This window comes from Clostridium sp. AT4, from assembly GCF_001517625.2.
Lineage (GTDB): Bacteria > Bacillota > Clostridia > Lachnospirales > Lachnospiraceae > Enterocloster.
Map to the genome: position 1 here is coordinate 1,638,237 of NZ_LN999828.1, position 22,864 is coordinate 1,661,100.

General features: G+C 49.0%; 23 protein-coding genes. 4 read left to right on the forward strand and 19 right to left on the reverse strand.

Going from position 1 to position 22,864, the window contains the following annotated elements; all coding sequences use genetic code 11:
- Positions 1-3: 3 nt before the first annotated feature.
- The 4 genes from BN3656_RS13905 to BN3656_RS13920 all read right to left on the reverse strand — a co-directional run bounded on the left by BN3656_RS13905 (position 4) and on the right by BN3656_RS13920 (position 3,520).
- Entirely contained in the window at positions 4-1,131 is a 1,128-nt protein-coding gene (locus BN3656_RS13905; RefSeq protein ID WP_066549334.1) for an efflux RND transporter periplasmic adaptor subunit, read from the reverse strand.
- A gap of 32 nt (positions 1,132-1,163) precedes the next feature.
- Positions 1,164-1,781, reverse strand: coding sequence for a TetR/AcrR family transcriptional regulator (locus tag BN3656_RS13910; RefSeq protein ID WP_066549338.1), 618 nt, complete (start codon positions 1,779-1,781; stop codon positions 1,164-1,166).
- Positions 1,782-1,929: 148 nt separating this feature from the next.
- Positions 1,930-2,532, reverse strand: coding sequence for a TetR/AcrR family transcriptional regulator (locus BN3656_RS13915; protein WP_066549341.1), 603 nt, complete (start codon positions 2,530-2,532; stop codon positions 1,930-1,932).
- Positions 2,533-2,599: 67 nt separating this feature from the next.
- The gene (locus BN3656_RS13920) at positions 2,600-3,520 is read right to left on the reverse strand and encodes a DUF4349 domain-containing protein (RefSeq protein ID WP_167544886.1); all 921 of its coding nucleotides are present in this window, start codon (positions 3,518-3,520) and stop codon (positions 2,600-2,602) included.
- Between the two features lie 208 nt (positions 3,521-3,728).
- Here BN3656_RS13920 and BN3656_RS13925 point away from each other — a divergent pair, with 208 nt between their 5' ends.
- The gene (locus BN3656_RS13925; protein ID WP_066549347.1) at positions 3,729-4,040 is read left to right on the forward strand and encodes a metal-sensing transcriptional repressor; all 312 of its coding nucleotides are present in this window, start codon (positions 3,729-3,731) and stop codon (positions 4,038-4,040) included.
- A 17-nt stretch (positions 4,041-4,057) separates the two neighbouring features.
- Positions 4,058-6,619: a heavy metal translocating P-type ATPase gene (locus BN3656_RS13930; protein WP_066550913.1), complete on the forward strand. Its 2,562-nt coding sequence runs from the start codon at positions 4,058-4,060 to the stop codon at positions 6,617-6,619.
- Positions 6,620-6,704: 85 nt separating this feature from the next.
- On the opposite strand, the gene BN3656_RS13935 is transcribed toward BN3656_RS13930, so the two are convergent.
- The 12 genes from BN3656_RS13935 to BN3656_RS13985 all read right to left on the reverse strand — a co-directional run bounded on the left by BN3656_RS13935 (position 6,705) and on the right by BN3656_RS13985 (position 17,675).
- Positions 6,705-6,971, reverse strand: a complete 267-nt coding sequence (locus BN3656_RS13935) for an HPr family phosphocarrier protein (RefSeq protein WP_066549348.1) — start codon at positions 6,969-6,971, stop codon at positions 6,705-6,707.
- Positions 6,972-7,064: 93 nt separating this feature from the next.
- Positions 7,065-7,715 carry an epoxyqueuosine reductase QueH gene (locus tag BN3656_RS13940; RefSeq protein ID WP_066549349.1) on the reverse strand — a complete coding sequence of 217 codons (651 nt, stop codon included), beginning with the start codon at positions 7,713-7,715 and terminating at the stop codon, positions 7,065-7,067.
- 96 nt (positions 7,716-7,811) lie between these two features.
- On the reverse strand, positions 7,812-8,954 hold the full coding sequence (rpoD, locus tag BN3656_RS13945; protein ID WP_066549352.1) for an RNA polymerase sigma factor RpoD: 1,143 nt from the start codon (positions 8,952-8,954) through the stop codon (positions 7,812-7,814).
- Positions 8,955-9,031: 77 nt separating this feature from the next.
- Positions 9,032-9,916, reverse strand: a complete 885-nt coding sequence (locus tag BN3656_RS13950) for a diacylglycerol kinase family protein (RefSeq protein WP_331467945.1) — start codon at positions 9,914-9,916, stop codon at positions 9,032-9,034.
- Between the two features lie 5 nt (positions 9,917-9,921).
- Positions 9,922-11,118 (reverse strand): A/G-specific adenine glycosylase, encoded by a 1,197-nt coding sequence (gene mutY, locus BN3656_RS13955; protein WP_331467943.1) that lies wholly within the window; start codon positions 11,116-11,118, stop codon positions 9,922-9,924.
- Positions 11,054-12,034 carry a biotin--[acetyl-CoA-carboxylase] ligase gene (locus tag BN3656_RS13960; RefSeq protein ID WP_066549357.1) on the reverse strand — a complete coding sequence of 327 codons (981 nt, stop codon included), beginning with the start codon at positions 12,032-12,034 and terminating at the stop codon, positions 11,054-11,056. Before BN3656_RS13960 ends, mutY begins: the two co-directional genes overlap by 65 nt.
- Before the next feature lie 16 nt (positions 12,035-12,050).
- Positions 12,051-12,359 (reverse strand): DUF6637 family protein, encoded by a 309-nt coding sequence (locus BN3656_RS13965; RefSeq protein WP_066550916.1) that lies wholly within the window; start codon positions 12,357-12,359, stop codon positions 12,051-12,053.
- A 48-nt stretch (positions 12,360-12,407) separates the two neighbouring features.
- Positions 12,408-13,397, reverse strand: a complete 990-nt coding sequence (argF, locus tag BN3656_RS16925; RefSeq protein WP_066549360.1) for an ornithine carbamoyltransferase — start codon at positions 13,395-13,397, stop codon at positions 12,408-12,410.
- Positions 13,398-13,499: 102 nt separating this feature from the next.
- Positions 13,500-14,639 carry a patatin-like phospholipase family protein gene (locus tag BN3656_RS16930; protein ID WP_066549361.1) on the reverse strand — a complete coding sequence of 380 codons (1,140 nt, stop codon included), beginning with the start codon at positions 14,637-14,639 and terminating at the stop codon, positions 13,500-13,502.
- Complete coding sequence (locus tag BN3656_RS13975) at positions 14,636-14,854, reverse strand: hypothetical protein (protein WP_066549364.1); 219 nt, start codon at positions 14,852-14,854, stop codon at positions 14,636-14,638. The genes BN3656_RS16930 and BN3656_RS13975 overlap by 4 nt, the downstream gene beginning before the upstream one ends.
- A 56-nt stretch (positions 14,855-14,910) precedes the next feature.
- Positions 14,911-15,702: an RNA methyltransferase gene (locus tag BN3656_RS13980; protein WP_066549366.1), complete on the reverse strand. Its 792-nt coding sequence runs from the start codon at positions 15,700-15,702 to the stop codon at positions 14,911-14,913.
- Positions 15,699-17,675 (reverse strand): NAD(+) synthase, encoded by a 1,977-nt coding sequence (locus tag BN3656_RS13985; RefSeq protein WP_066549367.1) that lies wholly within the window; start codon positions 17,673-17,675, stop codon positions 15,699-15,701. The genes BN3656_RS13980 and BN3656_RS13985 overlap by 4 nt, the downstream gene beginning before the upstream one ends.
- A gap of 222 nt (positions 17,676-17,897) precedes the next feature.
- On the opposite strand from BN3656_RS13985, the gene BN3656_RS13990 reads away from it, so the two are divergent.
- Positions 17,898-18,671 carry a tRNA threonylcarbamoyladenosine dehydratase gene (locus BN3656_RS13990; protein ID WP_066549369.1) on the forward strand — a complete coding sequence of 258 codons (774 nt, stop codon included), beginning with the start codon at positions 17,898-17,900 and terminating at the stop codon, positions 18,669-18,671.
- Between the two features lie 6 nt (positions 18,672-18,677).
- On the opposite strand, the gene BN3656_RS13995 is transcribed toward BN3656_RS13990, so the two are convergent.
- Positions 18,678-19,097, reverse strand: a complete 420-nt coding sequence (locus BN3656_RS13995; protein ID WP_066549371.1) for an Rrf2 family transcriptional regulator — start codon at positions 19,095-19,097, stop codon at positions 18,678-18,680.
- Positions 19,098-19,555: 458 nt separating this feature from the next.
- On the opposite strand from BN3656_RS13995, the gene BN3656_RS14000 reads away from it, so the two are divergent.
- On the forward strand, positions 19,556-20,965 hold the full coding sequence (locus BN3656_RS14000) for a spore germination protein (RefSeq protein WP_066549373.1): 1,410 nt from the start codon (positions 19,556-19,558) through the stop codon (positions 20,963-20,965).
- 6 nt (positions 20,966-20,971) lie between these two features.
- Here BN3656_RS14000 and BN3656_RS14005 read toward each other — a convergent pair whose 3' ends face one another.
- Positions 20,972-21,304, reverse strand: coding sequence for a cupin domain-containing protein (locus BN3656_RS14005; protein ID WP_066549375.1), 333 nt, complete (start codon positions 21,302-21,304; stop codon positions 20,972-20,974).
- A gap of 30 nt (positions 21,305-21,334) precedes the next feature.
- Complete coding sequence (gene galT / locus BN3656_RS14010) at positions 21,335-22,855, reverse strand: UDP-glucose--hexose-1-phosphate uridylyltransferase (RefSeq protein WP_066549377.1); 1,521 nt, start codon at positions 22,853-22,855, stop codon at positions 21,335-21,337.
- Between the last annotated feature and the right edge of the window lie 9 nt (positions 22,856-22,864).

Here is a 22,864-nt window from a genome sequence, read left to right on the forward strand (position 1 = left end):
TCCTTATTCACCTGCTTTCTCTGACTCTACGGCAGGTGTTTCCTGATCCGCATTTCCTTCGCTGCTCTCTTCTTTCTGTCCATCATCTAAAAGCACCTGCTGACCGTCTACCAGCTCATTGCTCCAGGTTACGATCACCTGGCTGTCTGCTTCCAGTCCGGAAATAATTTCCATATTCTGTGAATCATAGATACCGGCCTCTACCATTACCTTTTTAGCAGCGCCGTCTTCATAGCAGTATACAAAAGCCTGACCGTCATCATAATTAACTGCATCTACAGGAACCGTCATCGCGCCTTCTGCACGATCCATTACAACGGTCAGCTTCACCTTGGCACCGTTTGTCAGGCTGGCTCCCTGGCTGACAGCTGCCTTGGCATCGTATAAGCCGGAGGCATTTACCATGGCTCCTATTTCAGTCAGACTTCCCTCATAGGCGCTTCCGTTCTTTTCTATTGTCAAGGCATCGCCTACATTCATATTTTTCATTACCTTCTCGGTTACTCCGAAATTGACCTGAAGCTGGCCGCCGCCGGAGATCACACAGATGGGCGCAGACGGACTTACGTGATCATGGAGCTCGATTCCTCTGCTCTCGATCACACCGCTGATAGGAGCGGTCACTGTGGTATATTCCAACTGAAGATCATACTGGGTCTTTGCCGTTTCATAGGCCAGACGGGCGCTGGTCGCCGAATCCTGAGCCTGCTGGAACTGCTGCTGTGAAACAAAGCCGCCGTCAAACAAGGGCTGCAGACGTGCCAGTTCTCTGGCTGCCGTATCTGCGGCTACGGATGCGGACTGCATCTGAAGCTCCATGGTCCTTAATGCATCGGAATCAATTTTACACAGCACCTGACCGGCCTGCACTGTATCGCCTGCCTGGAAATTTACCTCTAATATCTCACCGCTGATCTTAGGCATGACAACGGCTCTGGATACAGGCTCTACCGTTCCTGTAAGCTCCGTATAAAGTGTAATATCGCCTGTTACAGGTGTCTGTATGGCTACCGTAGGACGTGTTTCATACTGCGGCGCCTCCTCTTTGCCGGACACCAGTTTAAATACAAACCCTGCTGCCACTAAAAGGACTACCGCTCCTGCGATCAGTCTTTTGCTGCTTTTTTTCATTTTTTCTGCCTTCCTTTCTTTTATGCACGATTTTAATCCCGGATTCCTCTGTCAAGTATGGCAAACTGTCTGGCTGCCATCTCCTTCAGCCTTTTCGGATCTGCCGCATGATCCAGATACAGCATGGATATCCTGAGGATCACCAGCATCCCCATGCCGATGGCATACCGCAGCTTTTCCGTATCAAGCCCTGGATATCCGGAATGATCCATGGCCTCATAACATTTCTTTTCTGTCTTTTCCCGCAGGTTTTCTTTGTCATATTCCCGCTCTGCGCAGGCTGCCACCTCTCTGCAGGTTCCATCCTCCATCACCCGCTTGCAGAACTCCCAGCAGTCTCTGTAGATCTCATCCTCCATGATGCGGTTTACCAGCCGACTCATGGACATATCAAATGAGCTTTTCTGTTCCTGAAAGGCTTCTATAAGCCCCTGCACCAATCGTTCTCTCAGTTGATGCATCATACAGGTAAACAGGTCTTCCTTGCCCTGGAAATACAGATAAAAACTGGCTCTGGATATGCCTGCCCGCTTGATCAGGCTGCTGATCCGGATCTCCGAGTAAGGCGTAGTCATGAATTCTGCGCGCATTGCATCCAGGATTGCCTGTTTCTTGTAATCACCCAGATTCATGAATTTCTCTGTGGGCATTTTTTTCATCTCCTTTACCATTAATCATTATATGGACTTTTGTCTAATTGACAATAGGCAAAATAAAATCAAATGCACAAAATTTGTGCATTTGACCCATATGTGTACTATTTTTTACTTTTATTTCACAATTTACAGCAGACTTGCTTTACAACATTTTGCTTTCTGGCAGAAGCCCCTGTTCTCTGGACGCGCTCCGCATCAACGCTTCTCTTATGGCCCCTTTAAACAAATAGTCCAGGCGGACCAAAACCTGCTCCAGTGTTTCCCCGTTCAGCATTCCATCCTCTTCCATCCAGCTGGTCATGATCCCCCGAACCGTATACTGGCACACCGCACTGAGTATCTTTTTATCCTCTGCCTGTACCTCCATTCCCTGAGATACGCTTTCAATGAGGCGGTCAAAAATAATCTGGCTGGCAGACTGCAGGCAGTTTCTGACCTCCTCGTTGGCAGCAGAGCGATACAGATTGCATAAAAGCTCTCTGTTGGCTTCCAGATACCGGATTTCCTTTAAGCCTGCCTTACCATCCTCCCCCTCATCCTCTACCATCAGCTCGATCACATGCTCAGCCGAATACTGGACATAGGCTTTGAGCACCTGGTAAATATCCTGATAATGGTAATAAAACGTATTTCTGGAAATACCGCATTGATCTGTAATATCCTTTACCGTAATTTTATCTACCGGTCTGGAAGCTGCCAGATCCCCGAACACTTTCAAGATTGCAAATTTCGTAAATGATGCCATGGGCAGACATGTCCTCCTTTAATTAAATAGGAGTCCATTATACCGTAAAATGGTCCAAACTGCAAATTCACTTCTTTTCCCCATGTTTTTTCGCATATTTTCGGCCTATAAAGTAAAAGATAAAAAGAATCGCCGCCGCAGGAACCCAAAACGGAACCGATATTATGATCCCTACAAAAAGAGAAGAAAACAAACCTGCTGCCCTGTGGGCATTTTCCACAAATCCAGTGCGGATCCTCTGCCATATGGTCTGAGGCTCTGTGGGACTGTAATTTGTTACTTCTGACAGATCCAAACGCAGAATACTGTATTCCACCTGATTATCATACAAGCGCAGCTGGGATTCCATGGATTCCAGATCATAGCGGATCTCAGACAGCCGTTTTTCCAAGGCGATCACTGCATCCAGAGTATCAGCTTTTTCCAAAAGAGCCCAGATCCTGTCCTGCTCCATTTCCAACGTCTTTTTCCTGCTCTCAATATCACTGTACTGAAGGGTAACGTCCTCTGTGTTTTCCGAACGATTCACTATACTTCCTTTTCCTTCCAGGTCTGTAATGAATTCATCCAGACGGCCCGTCGGGATCCTGACTGTAAGGCTGGCAGTACGCAAAATGGGATTTCCTTCGGAATCTGCCTGTTTTCCCATCACATCTGACCGCTCCGTATATCCCCCAAAAGTCTCTGTCTTTTCCCCGACCGCCTGAAGAAACGCGTCAAATTCTCCTGTCTCCATCTGAAGTTCTACCGTGCGGATCAGCTTTCGTGTCTGAGACCGGGATGTTAACGTTTCTCCCGTTTCCCGTTCTGTTTCTTCCAAAGCAGGAGCTTCCGGCATATGTCCTCCTGCAGCTGCCGGAGGACTGACAGCCATCGTTTCAGCTATCTCCATTTTATCCGCAGCTGCACCGGAAGCAGTGCCTCCGCAGGCTGTAAACCCAAACAGGACAAGCACCACCGCCAATAATCCCACAAATCTTTTTTTCATGCTCTTCTCCTCCTTTCCTTTCTGATCCCAACATATCATATTTTTTCTTTCCTCTCAATGTCCCTGAGAAAATCGTAAGAGGAACGACAGCTTTTGTTATATTTTTTTAATATTCCTCTTGCAACATACCCCATCAGGGTATATAATATCACTATACCCCACCAGGGTATATTCTCATCCCAATCCCGTATCAGACAGGAGGACTTATATGGAAGCAAAAAATCCAGCAGCATGCAGCTGCCATAAGACAAAAGAGCGTTCCGAAAAAGAATATAAAGATCTTATACATCGCTTAAACCGGATCGAAGGACAGGTGCGCGGCATCAAAAGCATGGTTGAAAAAAATGCCTACTGCCCGGATATACTGATACAGACAGCCGCCGTTACCGCTGCTCTCAACAGCTTCAGCCGCACCCTTCTTTCCAGCCATATCCACACCTGCGTTGTAAATGATATCAGGGAAGGAAACGATCAGGTAATCGACGAACTGATGAACACCCTGCAGAAACTGATGAAATAAAGGAGGCATTGATGCTTATGAAACAATATTCCGTAACCGGCATGAGCTGCGCGGCCTGCAGCGCCCGGGTGGAAAAAGCCGTGAATCACGTCCCCGGCGTTACTTCCTGTTCCGTGAGCCTTTTGACAAATTCCATGGGCGTAGAAGGAAACGCAGATCCAAAGGTTGTCATAGCCGCGGTAGAGCAGGCAGGATACGGCGCATCTGAAAAGGGCATATCGGATCATGCTTCTGCCCGGACATCTGAAAACGAAGATATGCTGGCTGACCATGAAACTCCCATACTGAAAAAAAGGCTGCTCTGTTCCGCAGGCTTTCTCATTGTCCTCATGTATTTTTCCATGGGCCATATGATGTGGGGCTGGCCGGTGCCCCCATTTTTTGCAGATAATCACGTTGCAGTAGGGATTTTGCAGCTTCTTCTTACAGGAATTGTAATGGTAATCAACCAGAAATTTTTTATCAACGGCTTTAAAAGCCTGTTTCACGGCTCTCCCAACATGGATACCCTGGTAGCCTTAGGCTCCACAGCCGCTTTTGTTTACAGCACCTATGCCCTTTTTGCCATGACCGGAGCACAGCTTCAGGGCGATATGGACGGCGTCATGATCTATATGCATGAATTTTATTTTGAGTCCGCCGCTATGATCGTCACCCTGATCACCGTAGGCAAGATGCTGGAGGCACGCTCCAAGGGGCGCACCACCGACGCCCTAAAAGGCCTTATGAAACTGGCTCCCAAGACGGCCACGCTTATAAAAAACGGAGCTGAGACAGAAGTCTCCATCGACCAGGTACAAATCGGGGATATTTTCGTTGTACGTCCCGGAGAAAATATACCCGTAGATGGTATTGTATTAGAAGGAAACAGCGCAGTAAACGAATCTGCTCTTACAGGAGAAAGCATCCCTGTTGACAAATCACAGGGTGACCGGGTATCTGCCGCTACCTCCAACCAGTCTGGCTTTTTACGCTGCCAGGCCATACGGGTAGGAGAAGATACCACCCTCTCCCAGATCATACAGATGGTAAGCGATGCTGCTGCCACCAAAGCTCCCATTGCCAAGGCAGCAGACCGGGTATCCGGCATTTTTGTTCCGGCAGTTATCACTGTTTCCATTATTACCACGATCGTATGGCTCCTTGCAGGCCAAGGTCTGGGTTTTGCACTGGCAAGAGGAATCTCTGTACTTGTCATCAGCTGCCCCTGTGCACTGGGACTTGCAACCCCCGTAGCCATTATGGTCGGAAACGGAATGGGCGCCAAAAACGGAATTCTCTTTAAAACGGCTGTTTCTCTGGAAGAAACAGGAAAGATGCAGATCATTGCCCTGGATAAGACAGGCACCATCACAGAGGGACAGCCAAAGGTAACGGATATCGTTCCCGCAGACGGCTATACAGACGGCTCTCTTCTTTCCCTGGCTCACGCCCTGGAGGCCAAAAGCGAACATCCTCTGGCAAAAGCCGTGTTAAAGCGGGCCGAAGAAAACCAGATGGAGCCTGAGGCTGTAACAGACTTTAAGGCACTTCCCGGAAACGGGCTTTCTGCTGTCCGCACCAGAGATCACCATGTACTTACCGGAGGAAGCCTTTCCTTTATCAGCAGCCGTACGCCCATTTCACAAAATATGAAAAAGCAGGCCGAAGCGCTGGCTGAGGAGGGCAAAACACCGCTTCTCTTTACGGAAAATGATCGTCCTGCAGGTATCATTGCCGTGGCAGACACCATCAAGGAGGACAGCCCACAGGCAATCAAGGAGCTTAAAAACATGGGAATCCATGTGGTTATGCTCACAGGAGACAATGAGCGGACAGCCAGAGCCATTGGCCGCCAGGCCGGAGTGGACGAGGTAATCGCAGGCGTTCTCCCCGAAGGGAAGGAAAGTGTGATCCGCACCTTAAAGAAAAAGGGCAAAACCTGCATGGTAGGCGACGGGATCAACGATGCTCCCGCTCTTACAAGGGCTGATATGGGAATTGCCATAGGAGCCGGAACCGATATAGCCATCGACGCGGCTGATGTAGTTCTGATGAAAAGCCGCCTCTTAGACGTTCCTGCGGCCATCCGCCTCAGCCGGGCGACCCTTAAAAATATCCATGAAAATCTGTTCTGGGCCTTTTTCTACAATGTGATCGGGATCCCCCTGGCAGTCGGCGCACTGTACCCGCTCTTTCATTTAAAGCTGAATCCTATGTTCGGAGCCGCTGCCATGAGCCTTTCCAGCTTCTGCGTGGTTTCCAACGCCTTAAGGCTCAATCTTTTTCCGGTAAGAAGCGCCAGAAAGGATAAACCGCTAAAGCATCCTGTAACCGCAGATGCGGTTGCTGCTGATACAACTATTAACAACGAAAAGGAGAATACTTCTATGACAAAGACAATGAAAATCGAAGGAATGATGTGCGGCCACTGTGAGGCAGCTGTAAAGAAGGCATTGGAGGCTCTTCCTCAGGTAGCCGAGGCGGCTGTCAGCCACGAAAACGGAACTGCCGTCGTGACCTTAAACGAGGCTGTTACAGATGAGGTGCTTAAAAAGGCCGTAGAGGATAAGGACTATACGGTAGTGGAAATACAGTAAACAAACACGCCGCACAACATGCTGATACTAAAAAGGAGCCGCCCACCCATCCGGTGGAACGGCTCCTTTTACGTCTGAAAAAAAATTACATCTCGCCCAGACCGCTCTCGATTGCCTGGCTTAAGGTATCCATAGCTGCCTGCTCGTCCTCTCCGTCACAGACCAGAGTAATCTCTGTACCGCACTTAATGCCTGCTGCCATTACGTTTAATACGCTCTTTGCAACGATCTTCTTCTCACCGCACTCGATGGTGATATCGCTCTTAAACTTCATAGCAGTCTGAGACAGAACGCCTGCTGGTCTTAAGTGTAAGCCGGATGGATTTACTACGGTTAAAGTCTTGCTGATCATAATTATACTCTCCTTATGGTGTATTCTGCATTCGGAAGGGAACCGCCGCTCCCTTGTCCTCTATATGAATTTTATTACATCTGCCTATCTATGTCAAGTTTGAGTTTCCCAAGTTTTATTTTCCTTTTCCTGAGAAAATACACAGCCACAGTAGTTCTGGCGGTAAAGGCCGTACTGGGCAGAAAGCTCGGTAGAACGCTTATAGCCGTTCTTCTTTTTAAAGTCCGACTGCAGGTAGGGAACGCCGTATTCTTCTCCCAGGCGGATCCCGATCTCATTAAGCTTTTGGGCGTTCTTTAAAGGGCTGATAGAGAGTGTAGTGGTAAAATAGTCAAAACCGCCCTGTTTTGCCACAGCTGCTCCTTCCCGGAGACGCAGCTCATAGCAGCGAAAGCAGCGTTCTCCTCCCTCCAGGTCCTTTTCATGTCCCCTTGCCATGGCATAAAAAACGGATGGATCGTATGTTCCTTCCAAAAAATGAATAGGATTTTCTGTCTTCATCTCACAGATCAGCCGTTCCTGCTCCCTGGCCCGTTCCCTGTATTCTGTTTCCGGGTAAATATTGGGATTGTAATAAAAAACAGTGATCTCAAAATACTGTGACAGATATTCCAATACATAGCTGCTGCAGGGAGCGCAGCAGCTGTGGAGCAAAAGAGTCGGAACGGCTCCGTTTTTTCCAATTTCTTCCAATGTGTGTTCTAAAATTCTCTGATAATTCTGCTTCTGCTGCTGTGCAGCCATAACAATTTCCTCCTTTACAGCAGGGACAAACGCATCAATATCCCGCCACGCACAAAAGGGCTGCTTTTGTGAGCAGCCCTTTTTATTTTATTTCATTTACAGGAAATCCCTGATGCGCTTGCTTCTTACCGGATTGCGCAGCTTGCGCAGAGCCTTGGCCTCGATCTGTCGGATACGCTCTCTGGTAACATTAAACTCTTTTCCCACTTCCTCAAGGGTTCTGGGATGGCCGTCTTCCAGACCAAAACGCAGGACAATGACCTGGCGCTCTCTCTCTTTTAAGTCGCCTAAGAGGGCATCGATATGTTCTCTTAACATCACAGACTCTACATTTCCCTCAGGGGTCACTACGTTGCTGTCCGCTACGAAATCGCCCAGATTGGAATCATCCTCTTCGCCGATGGGCGTCTCTAAGGAAGCCGGTTCGCGGGCGATCTGCATGATCTCCATCACCTTGTCCTCAGACATATCGAGAGCTTCTGCCAGCTCGGTGACAGAAGGCTCATAGCCCAGCTCCAAAGTCAGCTTACGCTGCATCTTTGACATCTTATTGATCGTCTCAACCATATGCACCGGCACACGGATGGTTCTCGCCTGATCAGCCAGAGCTCTTGTCACTGACTGACGGATCCACCAGGTCGCATATGTACTTAACTTATAACCCTTTGTATAATCAAATTTCTCAACGCCTTTGATCAGCCCCAGATTGCCTTCCTGCACCAGATCAAGGAAGCTCATGCCTCTTCCCGTGTAGCGCTTTGCAATGCTGACCACAAGACGCAGGTTTGCCTCGATCAGTCTCTCCTTTGCAGATTCATCTCCGTCTGCCTTGCGCTGTGCAAGCTCCAGCTCTTCATCTGCCGTAAGAAGGGGTACGGTACCAATCTCCTTTAAGTACATACGAACCGGGTCTTCGGTTCCGATGCCCTCCAGAAGATCCACTGCATCCAGGTCGATTTCTTCTTCCTCTGCATCCTTCATGAAACTGTCATCGTCCAGATCAAGATCCAGGCCAATGTCATCCAGAGCGGGATCTGCATTCAACATCGCTTCGTCCAGTACGGGAACTACGTCAATATTACGGTTCTCCAGGTAACTGTAAATCTGATCCATCTGCTCGGGAGACAGGTTGTCCCCTGTGAAAAAGTCATTGATCTCGCCTGCATCCAGCGTATTGTGCTTGGATTTGGCATGCTCCACCAGCTTTTCCAGTTTTTTTAAAAAATCGTCCTTTTCCAATGATAAACGTCCTTTCATTTAAAGGTAAATGTGGAAACTCTCACAACTTATCATTATATACCATTTGTTTCGGGATTTCAACATCTATCGACAAGAATCCTTATTTTCTCCCTTAAACAGCCGATCTGAGCCTGGGTTCTGGCTCCGCCATACTCTCCGTCCAGAACCCAGTCCACCGGAGCTGCCGACTGAAAACAGATGGAAACTGTCTTAAAACGGTATACATATTCATTCGGTTCTTCCTTTAAAAACAGATGGGAAATGATATTGCTCAGATCTCCGGGAGTTTTTGGCATACGGATCAAAAGCACCTCAAAGGCACCATCATTTAAGGCAACAGTCTGGTTTACCAGATTTTTAAAGCCGCCCACACTCCTTGTATTCGTCACCATGCCGAACACGAAATCCTCCTCTAATTTCCCCTCTTCCCACTGCACTAACATATGGTATGGCTTAATAGAAGAAATACTTTTTAAGGCCTCCAGCATATAGGCCGGATGGCCCAGCAGATTCTTTCGATCCTGGGAGGTAGCATAGGCCACCTCTGTAAAAGCGCCGAAACCGGCAATATATACAAAATTCCGATCCCCGCAGAAGCTTCCCACATCCACTGCAAAAGGCGCCCCGTTTACAACATTAAGAGCAGCCCGCTCCATATCCTTCGGGATCTGAAGGCTGACTGCAAAATCATTGGTAGAACCCGCAGGAATATACCCCAATGGCGGCTGATCCTTAAGAGCCAGCATCCCGCAGATGGTTTCATTTAAGGTTCCGTCTCCTCCGCTGCACAGGATAAGATCCATGCCCTCTCCCAGCTCTTTTACGATACGGGAGGCATCTCCCTGGCTCTGGGTTACATGAACATGGATATCATACCCATCCTTTGTAAAAATATCCAGGATCCGCAAAAGGCTTCCCCGGATCTGTTCCTTTCCGGAGCGCGGATTAAATACAAAGAGCATTTGCTTCACTGTCCATCCTCCTTTTTAAACAGGATCTCTCTGTAAGCGGAAAATACATTGGGAAGGGGATACTGTTTTTCTATCTCCTCTCTGGATGCCATAAAAACACCGTCCGGCAGTTCCCTCCAGGGTTCTTTAAGGACAGCATGGTATCCGCTCATACGCCACTCAATATGAGAAAACACATGACGGGCATCTGGAAGAGGTTTCAAACATACCAGATCATCCTCAGACACTGCCAGATACGCCTCCGCCTCTTTTGGCGACAGCTTTCCCTCTGCGTTGGGAAGCTCATAAAGAGAGGCCAAAAGCCCCTTTGGAGGCCTTTTGCGGATGGCGGCCTTCTCCTGATATTCAATAATAAATACCGTCCTTTCTTCCACCTTCCGCTCCTTGGGCGGGGACTTCCACGGGATTTTCTTCCAAAGGCCATTTTGGGCCGTAAGGCATACGGATTCCATTGGGCATTCCCTGCATTTGGGTTCTCCGCCGGGGATGCACACCAGCGCTCCGGTCTCAATCAATGCCTGATTATAGCTTCCCGCGCAGTCCTTCGGCATCACTTCCTTTAAAAGAGCCTCCATGGATGTTTTTACAGAGGCTTTTCGGATGTCCGAGGAATCTGCCAGAATACGGGAAACGACCCGAAGCACATTTCCATCCACAGCCGGAACGGGGATACCGTAGGCAATCGAAGCAATGGCTCCCGCCGTATAACTGCCGATTCCGGGAAGGCTCAAAAGCGCTTCATAGGAAGCAGGAAGCGCTCCGTTAAAGCGCTCCATCACCTGAATGGCAGCTGCTTTTAGATTTCTGGCCCGGCTGTAATAGCCCAGCCCTTCCCACAGTTTCATCAGGCGGTCATCCTCTGCCTGCGCCAGATCACGAATTTCGGGAAACGCCTCCATAAACCGCTCGAAATACGGCTTTACTGCCTCTACCCGGGTCTGCTGCAGCATAATTTCCGATATCCATACCCTGTAGGGCTTTGGATCTTCTCTCCAGGGCAGCTTTCTGGCTCTGGAGGCGTACCAGGCAAGGAGCGGCTTTTCTACCGCCCGAAGCCGCTCCCTCTGCTCAAGAGACCGATCCTTCTCTTCCAGAATCTGGAGCCTGTCATAAAAATGCAGCCTTCCGTCACACATAGCCGTATATCCCCCGCACAGATACCTCTCCTGAAATAACTGCTGATACAGAATCATCCTCTCTCTTCACCAAAAGACAGCCTTCTTTATCAATTCCAAGAGCCATACCCTCATAGGAACCGTGAGGGTCTAACACGCGAACCTGTCGTTTCCGGTTTGCAAGCATTTCATTGTACTCATCCATAAGCCCTGTCATATCACCATATTCCATAAAACGGCTGTAATACTGCTCAAAGCTCTTAAGCACCGCTCCGATCAAAGGCGCCCGTTTAAGCTCATGGCCCAGAGACAGCTTTAAAGAGGTAGCAGTGTCTGAAATTTCAGGTGGAAAGCTTTCTGTATTTACATTGATACCGATCCCCACTACTACATAGCGGATGGAATCCTCCTCTGTGCTCATCTCCGTTAAGATGCCGCAAATCTTTTTCCCATCGACCACAGCATCATTTGGCCACTTGATCTGAGGGGACAGACCCGAAATCTGCCGGATCCCGGCCACCACTGCCATCCCGGCCACCAGCGTCAGCATAGAGGCTTTTGACGGAGACAACTCAGGGCGAAGTATAAAACTCATCCAGACTCCCACACCGCGAGGAGAGGCCCAGGCCCGTCCTCTTCTTCCTTTTCCTGCGCTCTGGCTATCTGCTGCAACAAGAGTTCCATGGGGTGCACCCTCCTCCGCCAGTTTTCTGGCCTGACGGTTAGTGGAATCTGTCTCATAAAAGCAGTTCACCTGAGACCCCAGCCACACGGTGGAAAGAACTGTTTTAAGTTCCGGGGCTGTGATCACATCCGGAGAAGCCACGAGACGGTATCCTCTGTTTCTCACCGCCTCAATGGCATAGCCCTCCTCCTCCAGCTGGCGTATCGCTTTCCATACAGCTGTTCTGGAAACCCCCAGGCCCTCGCACAGCTGCTGGCCCGACAGAAAATCTGGTGTTTCCTTCAGCATTTTTAAAATTTCTGTTTTCATTCTTCTCTCCCATCATCTATCCGTGAAACCATAGACTTACGGCGCTTAACACGCCAAGAAGCCCAAGACCTGCTCCAAGAAGCAGCTGGAAGATTCCCAGCCTGAACCGCTTCTTATCTCTGGCACAGGTCTTAAGCTCAAATATGCCTTTGATCCCATTTAACAGCGCCGCCAGCAAAAATACCAGGGGAAACAGCATCCTGTTCCCTTCGGGGCTTATAAAGGACAGCACGGCGAATATGACAATGGCGATCCCAAGGATCAAGTGCGCCATGTCGAGAAATACCCCGGCACGGCGCTCATTTCTTCCTCTCTGGCCCTGCATATCTGCATTCTCCATTTCTCCGGATGCAGACCTTACAGGGCCCAGAACCTACTCCCCAAGGGTTGCAAGCATTACGGCCTTAATGGTGTGCATCCGGTTCTCAGCCTCGTCAAATACAACTGACTGGCTGGACTCAAATACTTCGTCTGTTACTTCCAGTTCTGACACATGGAAGCGCTCGCCCATCTCCTTTCCGATCTTTGTCTTAAGATCGTGGAAGGAAGGCAGGCAGTGAAGGAAAATGGCCTGGGGACCTGCCCCGTCCATTACTTCCTTTGTTACCTTATAGGGGCTTAATTCCCGGATTCTCTCTTCCCATACCTCGTCTGGTTCTCCCATGGATACCCAAACGTCTGTATCGATCACATCTGCGCCCTTTACAGCCTCTGCCACATCCTCTGTCAGGGTGATCGTACCGCCGCTTTCTGCCGCAAAGGCCTCACATTCTTTTACCAGTGCCGGATCCGGGAAATACTTTTTCGGCGCACAGGCAGTAAAATGCATTCCCATCTTGGCACAGGCGATCATAAGGGAATTACCCATATTATAGCGCGCATCGCCCATATACACAAGCTTAACTCCCTTAAGCCGGCCCAAATGTTCTCTGATAGTGAGCAGATCCGCCAGCATCTGGGTAGGGTGATCCTCATTTGTAAGTCCGTTCCATACAGGAACTCCTGCATAATGAGCCAGTTCCTCTACAATCTCCTGTCCAAAGCCTCTGTACTCAATACCGTCGTACATCCGGCCCAGAACTCTGGCTGTATCTGCAATACTCTCCTTTTTTCCGATCTGAGAGCCGGATGGATCCAGATAAGTGGAACCCATTCCCAGATCATGGGCTGCCACCTCAAAGGCACAGCGGGTTCTGGTACTGGTCTTTTCAAAGATCAGCGCCACATTTTTTCCCTTTAAGGTATCCGTAAGAATCCCTTTTTTCTTCTTGTCCTTTAATTCTGCCGCCAGATCCAGCAGATACAGGATTTCCTCCTGTGTATAATCTTTCAATGTCAAAAAATTTCTTCCCTTTAAATTCATAGCATCCTCCGTGATCTTTTCCAGACTTATTTGGCCAGAAATTTATATTTATGCATCTTTTATGCATAATATACCACCACGAGAATGCGATGTCAAGGATTTTTATCTCCAGCTGCGCCTTCTTAAAACCGTTAAAAGCTGATCCGGCGTATAGATCCGAAACCGGCTGACCCGATATTTCTTTGCAGCTTCTTCCAGAAGGGAAAAATAAAGCTGCCTGTAATCCCATTTTTCCTTTAATCCCAGCTTTGCAGCAAGACGCGGAAACAGCTCCTCCATATAAATCCGCAGGGAACCGCCCTCTTTATTTTCTGTATGTTCCGCACCCATCCCGCACCAGTCCATAAGCTCCAAAACTTCAGCCATCAGACGGTTAAAATAATACTCCTCGCTTTCAGGAGCATCCAGATAATAGATCCTTCCCTCCAGCCCATAGAGCATACGCATGGCATCAAAATATCCAAGGAGCATATTCCTTCTGGCCTTTTTCCGGTCAAATTCCAGAATGCCTCCCAGTTCCTGCCTTGGCGCTACATGATAAAGGCGAACGCCGTCAGGCACCTGAAGACGGCGTTCCGTATCTACCCCATAGCCGTAGATCCGAAGGACGATAATATCCTCATACCCCCGGTCGATCAGCACATCTACAGGCACATTATTGACCCTGGCACCGTCCATGTAATACTTTCCTCCCAGCTTTTCCGGTTTAAAGCCGATCAGATACGCACTTGCCATAAGCATGTCGCAGATCTGTCCCGGAGGTACTTCCTTTATATCAACCACAAGAGGTTGATGTTCCGTCAGGGAATAGGTAACTGTATATAAATCCCTGTCAGAGGTGCGTATTTTCTCCTCATCAATCGCCCCACGGATCAGCTCCCGCAAAGGTGTGATATCAAAGCCGCCTTCTTTTAACAGGCGTTTTACTCCGTTTAAAAGATCCGAAAGTCTTACGGCTGTACCGTTTTTTAAGTTCCACTCCCTCAAAGCTTCCATTCTTTTGTCATCTACATCCATAACCTGGGAATAGCGGATATTTTCCCAGATTTTCTCCGCCGTTTCGAAATCATCCATACAGATCAGGGCGCCGTTTAAAGCTCCCACAGAGGTTCCTGCTGCCCCCTGTATCTGTATGCCCGCTTCTTTTAAAGCCTTCCAGGCTCCGATCTGATACGCTCCTCTGGCTCCTCCGCCCTCCAGTACAATACCGTACCTGCGGCCTTTATCCAACTGCAGCTTCACCTTCTCCTCCTTGCGGCCGCTCCGATGATCCACAGTGAAAAAACAGACACAAGAAGAAACACAAAAAGCTGCTCCTCTGCCGTCCGTCCCATAAGAGCCCCTATCCAGGCTCCTAAAGCCCCTGCACAAAACCAGAGCGAAATAAGGCTGCGGAAAAAGAGCTCCACAGCCATAAAGAATAAATATGCAAAAAACCAGCCTGCAATCCCTGTCATGGATTTTCTCCTTTCAGGGGCCTCCCATGCTCAGGCCACGCCGCAGACTGTCTCTGTCAGATATTTCTGCGCTGTCTGGCTGCCTCAAACATCAGCACAGAGGCTGCTACCGCCGCATTTAAGGACTCAACCTTTCCTGCCATGGGAATCTGGATACAGCAGTCTGCCGCCTCTGCCGCTGCCTCTGTAAGACCGTTTGCCTCATTTCCAATGAGAAAGCCCACATTTCCAGTATAATCCTGGCGGTCATAATTATTCATTCCCTTCAAATGTGCCGCAAAAAGACGCACGCCCTCTCTGCCAAGCCTTTTGCAGACAGCTGTAAAATCCTCCGTATAAAGGAAGGGCATTCGCAGCACGGAACCCATGGTAGAGCGGATCACCTTGGGGCTGTAGATATCTACGGTGTCACGGCTCATGATCACACCGGTTACTCCTGCCCCCTCTCCGGCCCGAAGGATCGTCCCCAGATTGCCGGGATCCTGAATATTCTCAAGGAGCATGAGAAGAAGGGGAGTTCCGGAAGATGCTGGCTTTAAAAGCTCCTCCAGGGTGTATTTCTTCTGTCTTGCCACCGCCAGCACACCCTGAGGCGTCTTTGTATCCGCCATGGCCTTCATAACTTCTTCGGTGACAATTTCGTAGGAATAGGAGTGAAGCCACTCCCTGTTTTCCTTCTGGCTCTCAAAGGACGGCGTAACGTAAAGAGCCTCTACGTCTTTTGGTGTAAATTCCCGGCACATCCGCAGTCCTTCTGCCACATAGACGCCCTCTTCCCGCCTGGCTTTTGCCTTTGCCTGAAGATTTACAACCCGCTTTACCTGCTTATTTGAAGTGCTGTTGATCATTTTGCTCTGGCTCCTTTCCCGTTTCCGGTCCCGGACAGTTCCAACTCCTTAAGTTCATCCAGCCACAGACGGCTTACGGCATCGCTTGGCATACGCAGATCTCCTCTGGGAGATACGGCCACAGAGCCCACCTTCGGTCCATCCGGCAGACAGGAGCGCTTAAACTGCTGGCTGAAAAATCTTCGGTAAAAGGTGGTAAGCCATTTTAAAATAGTCTCCCTATCATACTGTCCTTCAAACGCGCAAAGAGCCAGACGGTAAATTTTACCCGGACGAAAGCCGAAACGCAGTACATAGTACATATAAAAATCGTGAAGTTCATAAGGGCCTACCAGATCCTCGGTCTTTTGGGATATTTTCCCATCCTCAGGCGGAAGAAGCTCCGGGCTCACAGGCGTATCAAGTACATCCACGAGCACATCTGAAAGCTCTTTTTCCCCGCAGGTATCTGCATAATAGCGGACCAGATGGCGGACCAGTGTCTTGGGAACAGAAGCATTGACCCCGTACATGGACATGTGGTCTCCGTTATAAGTGGCCCAGCCCAAAGCAAGCTCGGACATATCTCCGGTTCCGATCACAAGCCCTCCTACCTGATTGGAAATATCCATCAGGATCTGGGTACGCTCTCTGGCCTGTCCGTTTTCGTAGGTTACATCATGGCAGTTTACGTCCTGTCCAATATCCTCAAAATGGCTTGTAACGGACTTGCGGATATTGATTTCCTTAAGGGATGCCCCTACCTTCTTTGCCATCACGCAGGCGTTGGTATAGGTACGGTCCGTAGTGCCGAAGCAGGGCATGGTAATGCAGTGGATCTGTTCTCTGGGAAGATTTAAAAGGTCAAAGGTCCGAACCGTCACCAAAAGAGCCAGCGTGGAATCCAGACCGCCGGAAAGGCCGATGACCGCATTTTTACAGCCCGTATGCTCCAGACGCTTCTTTAAGCCCATAGCCTGAATGGACAGAATCTCCTCACAGCGGAGTTCTCTCTGGACAGGATCCGCAGGCACAAAGGGAGCCGCATCCACATAGCGCAGAATGGAGCCCTCCGCTTCTTTCGCTCCCCGCTCCAGCTCAAACGGCACAGTCACATAGCCGCCTTTTTCCTGATACGGATCTGCTGCCGGGAAGGTTGTCATCCTGCGGCGCTCCGCTGCGATCCGTTCCAGATCCATATCCGCACAGATACATTCATTGGAAAAGCGCCGCGATTCCATCAGGCAGGTTCCATTTTCCGCCAGGATATTCTGTCCGCCGAATACCAGATCCTGGGTGGATTCCCCTTCTCCTGCATTGGCATAGATATATCCGCAGACCAGACGGGCCGACTGGCCACAGATCAGGCTCCTGCGGTAAGCATCCTTTCCTGTGGTTTCATCGCTGGCAGAGCAGTTTGCGATCACCGTGGCTCCTGCCATAGCATGAGAAATGCTCGGAGGGCAGGGAACCCACACGTCCTCGCAGATTTCCGCTGCCAGCACAAGTCCCGGAATATCCTCACAGGAAAACAGAAGGTTCATGCCAAAAGGAACCCTTTCCCCGTCAATCTTTATCCAGCGTACCGTTTCCTGTCCGGAACAGAAATGACGCAGCTCATAAAATTCCGAATAGTTGGGCAGATTCTTTTTGGGAACCAGTCCCAGGATCCTTCCTCCGCTTATGGCAGCTGCCGCATTGTAAAGCTTTCCCTCATGCTCCCAGGGAAGGCCTATAAATGTGATCATATGCAGCTTCTTTGATGCTTCTACGATATGTTTCAGTTCCCTTTTTACTGATTCCAAAAGGGAAGTCTGCAAAAAAAGATCCGAACAGGTGTAGCCTGTAAGACACAGCTCCGGAAATACCATCACCTTTACTCCCCGGCTCTCTCCCTGTTCCATCAGCTCTATGATCTGTTTTGCATTATACTGCGGATCTGCTACCCTGATTTTAGGAGTAGCAGCTGCAGTCCTTAAAAATCCGTCTTTCATCTTGACCTCCAGCTCTTATGCATAGAAATTTTCTGACCGTAGTATAGCATAGATCCGCATAAAATCCCAGAGTGAATTTTCTCTGTTCTTCCCTTGACTATTCATAAAATCTGCTGTATACTTAGGCTGTTCAGAACGCCTGTTCTGTATGTTTTATAAAGCCCTGCACCACTACTACCACACTTGCCAGGGCTTTATTTTTTTACCAAAAGGAGGTTTTCCATGATCACTGAATTTTCACGCACGGAAATGCTGATCGGCCCCAAGGCCCTGAATGCCTTAAAAGGATCCTGTGTGGTTGTTTTCGGAGCAGGAGGCGTAGGCTCTCATGCCATTGAAGCCCTGGCCAGGTCTGGTATCGGCCATCTGATCCTTATAGACAGCGATACGGTTTCCCTGACAAATATAAACCGCCAAAGCATTGCTTATCACAGCACTGTGGGCCAGTATAAAACCAGAGTAATGGCAGACCGGATACGGGATATCTGCCCTGATACAAGGACAGATACCTTTGAAGAATTTGTGCTCCCTGATACAATGGAGACGCTTTTTTGCCGGATCAATGCCCTTTTAGAAGAAGAACATATTAAAAAAAGCCAGATTTCTTCCTCCGGCTCTTCTTCCATTACCTATATTTTAGATGCCATTGACACCGTTTCCGCCAAGATTGCACTTGCTGCTTATGCAGACGAGCACTCCATCCCACTGATCTCATCCATGGGGACAGGGAACAAGCTTCACCCCGAACTGTTTCGTATCTCTGATTTAAAAGACACTTCGGTCTGCCCCCTGTGCCGTGTGATGCGCAAGGAGCTGAAGACAAGAGGCATTCAAAGCCTGAAAGTCTGCTGGTCCCCGGAAAAGCCTCTGACGCCCGCGCCTGCCGAGGAAGATACAGGCAGCCGCCGCTCCACCCCCGGAAGCATATCCTTTGTGCCTCCCGCAGCAGGCCTTATGATCGCCGGAGAAATTGTAAGAAATATCTGCGGCCTCTAACAAAACCTACTTTGCAGCCTCCTGCCACCGGGCCAGATCCTCAATGGTATACTGGTCTACCACACCCCGGATTGCATCATCCAGCTCCTGCCACAGCCGCAGGGTGACGCAGTCATCCCTTCGCTGGCAGGGGTTGTCCTCACCGGCCAGACAGTCTACCGGAGCCAGATTTCCTTCTGTGATCCGCAGGATCATCCCTACGGTATACTCGCTGGCCGGCCGGGTCAAATAATAGCCTCCCTGATTTCCACGGACACTTCTCACACAGCCGGCCCGGGACAGGATCGATATGATCTGCTCCAGATACTTTCCTGAAATATCCTGACGCCTTGCAATATCTTTTATTTTCACCGGCTCCCCACTCCCATGAAGAGCCAGATCGATCATCGTTCTTAACGCATACCGCCCTTTTGTGGATACAAGCATATAAAAACAGTCCTTTTCTTTTTATTTGGGTTTGGGCATCTGGCAGTATGCCCAAACCCATATTTGATTCATGCCCTTATCATACTATTCCTGTAGGAAAAATGTCAATAGTATTTTCCGGAAATACAAGAAGAGCTGCCCTTCCCCCACAGAAGGCAGCTCTCAGTCACGTTCAAAAACCGTCACACTATAAGTTGTGTTGGCATCCCCATACCAAACAAAAACCCGTAAGGCACATCTCTGTACTGCTTACGAAGGATACTATACCACCTGTGTCAATTTCTGTCAACTATTTTTGTGCAATTTAACATATGCTTTTCCATAATACGGAAATTCTATATCTATTTCAACAATTTTATTTTTCTGTTCCCCAAAACAGTATTGACATATTTTTCAGAAATCAGGTCATACTATTGCCTGTCTTACTGCTATATGCAAAGACAGAAAGGATCCTTATTATGAAATTTTCTCAGGATTTACAGGAAACAATGAAATATCTGAACAACGAGCTTCATACTGATCGAAACTTTGATGTGGTGTACCGCGTCCTCACTATCGGAGGAAAAAATGCCTGTCTCTATTTTATCGACGGCTTTACAAAGGATGATACGCTTTTAAAGCTCCTCCAGGCGCTTTCCTCCATCCAGGCAGACCGGATGCCAAAGGATGCACACAGCTTTTCCAAGCAGTTCCTTCCCTATGGAGAGATAGGCCTGATCCATGAAAGCAGCGAAATGGTCCTCCAGCTTCTCTCTGGCGTATCCTGTCTCTTTATCGACGGCTATGACGCCTGTCTTACCATCGACTGCCGCACCTATCCGGCAAGAGGGGTCAGTGAACCAGAAAAGGATAAGGTAATGCGGGGTTCCAGAGACGGATTTGTGGAAACCCTTGTATTTAATACGGCGCTGATCCGCCGAAGGATCCGCGATCCAAAGCTTTCCATTGAAATCATGACAGCCGGTGAAAGCTCCCATACGGATATCGCCATCTGCTATATGGAAAACCGGGTGGATCAAAAGCTGCTTTCCACCATAAAAAAAAGAATCCGGGATCTGGAGGTCGATGCTCTGACCATGAACCAGGAAAGTCTGGCAGAATGCCTCTTTCCCTATAAGTGGTTCAATCCATTTCCCAAATTCAAATTTTCCGAGCGGCCCGATTCCTCTGCAGCCTCTCTTTTAGAGGGGAATATCGTAATCCTGGTGGATACCTCTCCCTCCGCCATGATTCTTCCATCCTCTGTCTTTGATATCATCGAGGAGGCGGACGACTACTATTTTCCTCCCATTACCGGAACGTACCTCAGGCTTACCCGGATGACCATTTCCGCGTTATCTCTTTTTCTTACGCCTACCTGGCTGATGTTTATGCAGAATACGGAGCTGATTCCCGACTGGCTGGCCTTTATCCGTCTGTCCGATCCCTACAACGTGCCTTTAATCTGGCAGCTTCTGATCCTGGAATTTGCCATTGACGGCCTGCGGCTGGCAGCTGTCAATACCCCCAGCATGCTGACCACCCCGCTCAGTGTGATCGCCGGTATCGTGCTGGGCGAATACGCCGTAAAATCGGGGTGGTTTAACAGTGAAACCATGCTGTATATGGCCTTTGTAACCGTTGCCAATTATTCCCAGGCCAGCTTTGAATTAGGATACGCCATGAAGTTCATGCGTGTGATCATCCTGATCCTCACAGCCCTGTTTAACCTCTGGGGATATGCGGCAGGCATTGTATTTACCATCTGCGCCATCGTATTTAACAGAACCATCGCGGGAAAGAGCTATATTTATCCTCTGATCCCCTTCCACTGGAGTGAGCTGCGCAAACGTTTCTTCCGCGGACGTCTGCCCCACAGGGAAAAATAAACGTTTTTATACGAAATCTTCCCGCATGGGATTAAAGATATCTAAAAGGATGCCGCTCTCTTTGCAGACACAGCCGTGCTCCACGCCGTTTAACTTTAACATGGTATCTCCGGCTTTTACCGTCTTTATCTCGCCGTCAATATTAAACTCAAACACACCGCTTACAACATAGGTGATCTGAGTATGGGGGTGGTGGTGAAGTTTTCCCTCTGCCCCTGTCTCAAAGGTGTTTTCCACACACATAAGATCCTTGCTATAAGCCAGCACTCTGCGCACTACGCCTTCTCCGGCAGGCTCTGCCTTTGCATTTTCATGAAATACCCATCTTTCATCCAACATCTGTAAGTCCTCCTGATTCTTTATGATTATTTATGCTTCTTTAAAGCCTGCGGCCTTTAAGAAACGGCCAAAAGCTTCTCTGCCCTCTTCAGTGCATTTGTATACGCCCGCATCCTCCAGAACTCTGGCAAATACAAGACCCACCTCCTCCTTGAGGATCTCCTCTGCATTATCAGCCGTGATCCGGATTCCCCGGCTCTCATACTTGGGAAGAAATTCCTCTACCCAGTCTGCATGCTTGCTTATGGCATCGTTAGAACGGATATCCTTTCCCTCTGCCATGTATTCTCCCAGCTCTGCCAGCTCGCTCTTTAATCGGGAAGGCAGCACTGCCAGACCCATAACCTCGATCAGGCCGATATTTTCCTTTTTAATATGGTGCAGCTCCTGATGGGGATGATATACGCCCAGAGGAAATTCCTCTGTGGTAATGTTATTGCGCAGCACCAGATCCAGCTCATACATATTCCCGTTTTTGCGGGCAATGGGCGTAATGGTATTGTGAGGCTCTCCCTCTGCTTCTGCGAATACAAAGGCCGCCTCATCGGTATAGCTGCGCCACATCTTCAGCACATGGTCACCCAACTCAATGAGCCTGTCGCTGTCCATACACCGTAGACGCAGCACAGACATGGGCCAGAATACGATTCCCGCCTCTACATCCTCATAGCCTTCCATGGTGAAATGCCGCTCAATGGGCGCCTTTGCCATGGCAAAAGTATAGTGACCGCCCTGAAAATGGTCATGACTTAAAATAGAGCCGCCCACAATGGGAAGATCCGCGTTGGAACCCAGAAAGTAATGGGGGAACTGGCGGATAAAATCAAACAGCTTCTTAAAGGTGGCTTTTTCAATCTTCATGGGAACGTGCTCGCCATTAAACACGATGCAGTGTTCATTGTAATACACATAAGGAGAATACTGGAAGCCCCACTGGCTGTCATTGACCCGGATCGGGATCACACGGTGGTTATTGCGGGCCGGATGGTCAGCCCGTCCTGCATATCCCACATTTTCCATGCACAGCTGGCATTTGGGATAACCGCTCTGTTTTGCCTTTCTTGCTGCTGCAATGGCCTTTGGATCCTTTTCAGGCTTTGACAGATTGATCGTAATATCAAGAGTGCCGTAGCGTGTTTGTGCCGTCCATTTCATATCCTTTGCGATGCGGTATCTGCGGATATAATCGGAATCCTGACTCAGCTTATAATAGTAATCCGTAGCAGCCTGGGGAGATTTTTCATAGTGTTTCCAGAACTCTGCCGTCACCTCGCTGGGTCTTGGCATCAGACAGTTCATAAGCTTTGTATCAAAAAGATCTTTGTATACAACGCTGTTCCCTCCTAAAAGCCCCTTTTCTGCCGCATAATCCAAAAGAGTCTTTAAAATTTCCTCCAGCTCCGGTTCTTCTCCCTCTGCCTTCGGCTCTTCATATTCATTTATCCTCAGCACATCCAGGATCTGGTTTCTGGCATAAACCGCATCCTCCTCCTTCAGAAGTCCCGTTTTCATCCCATAGCTTACCAGATCTTTGACTGCTTTACTGATCATGTCTGTAAC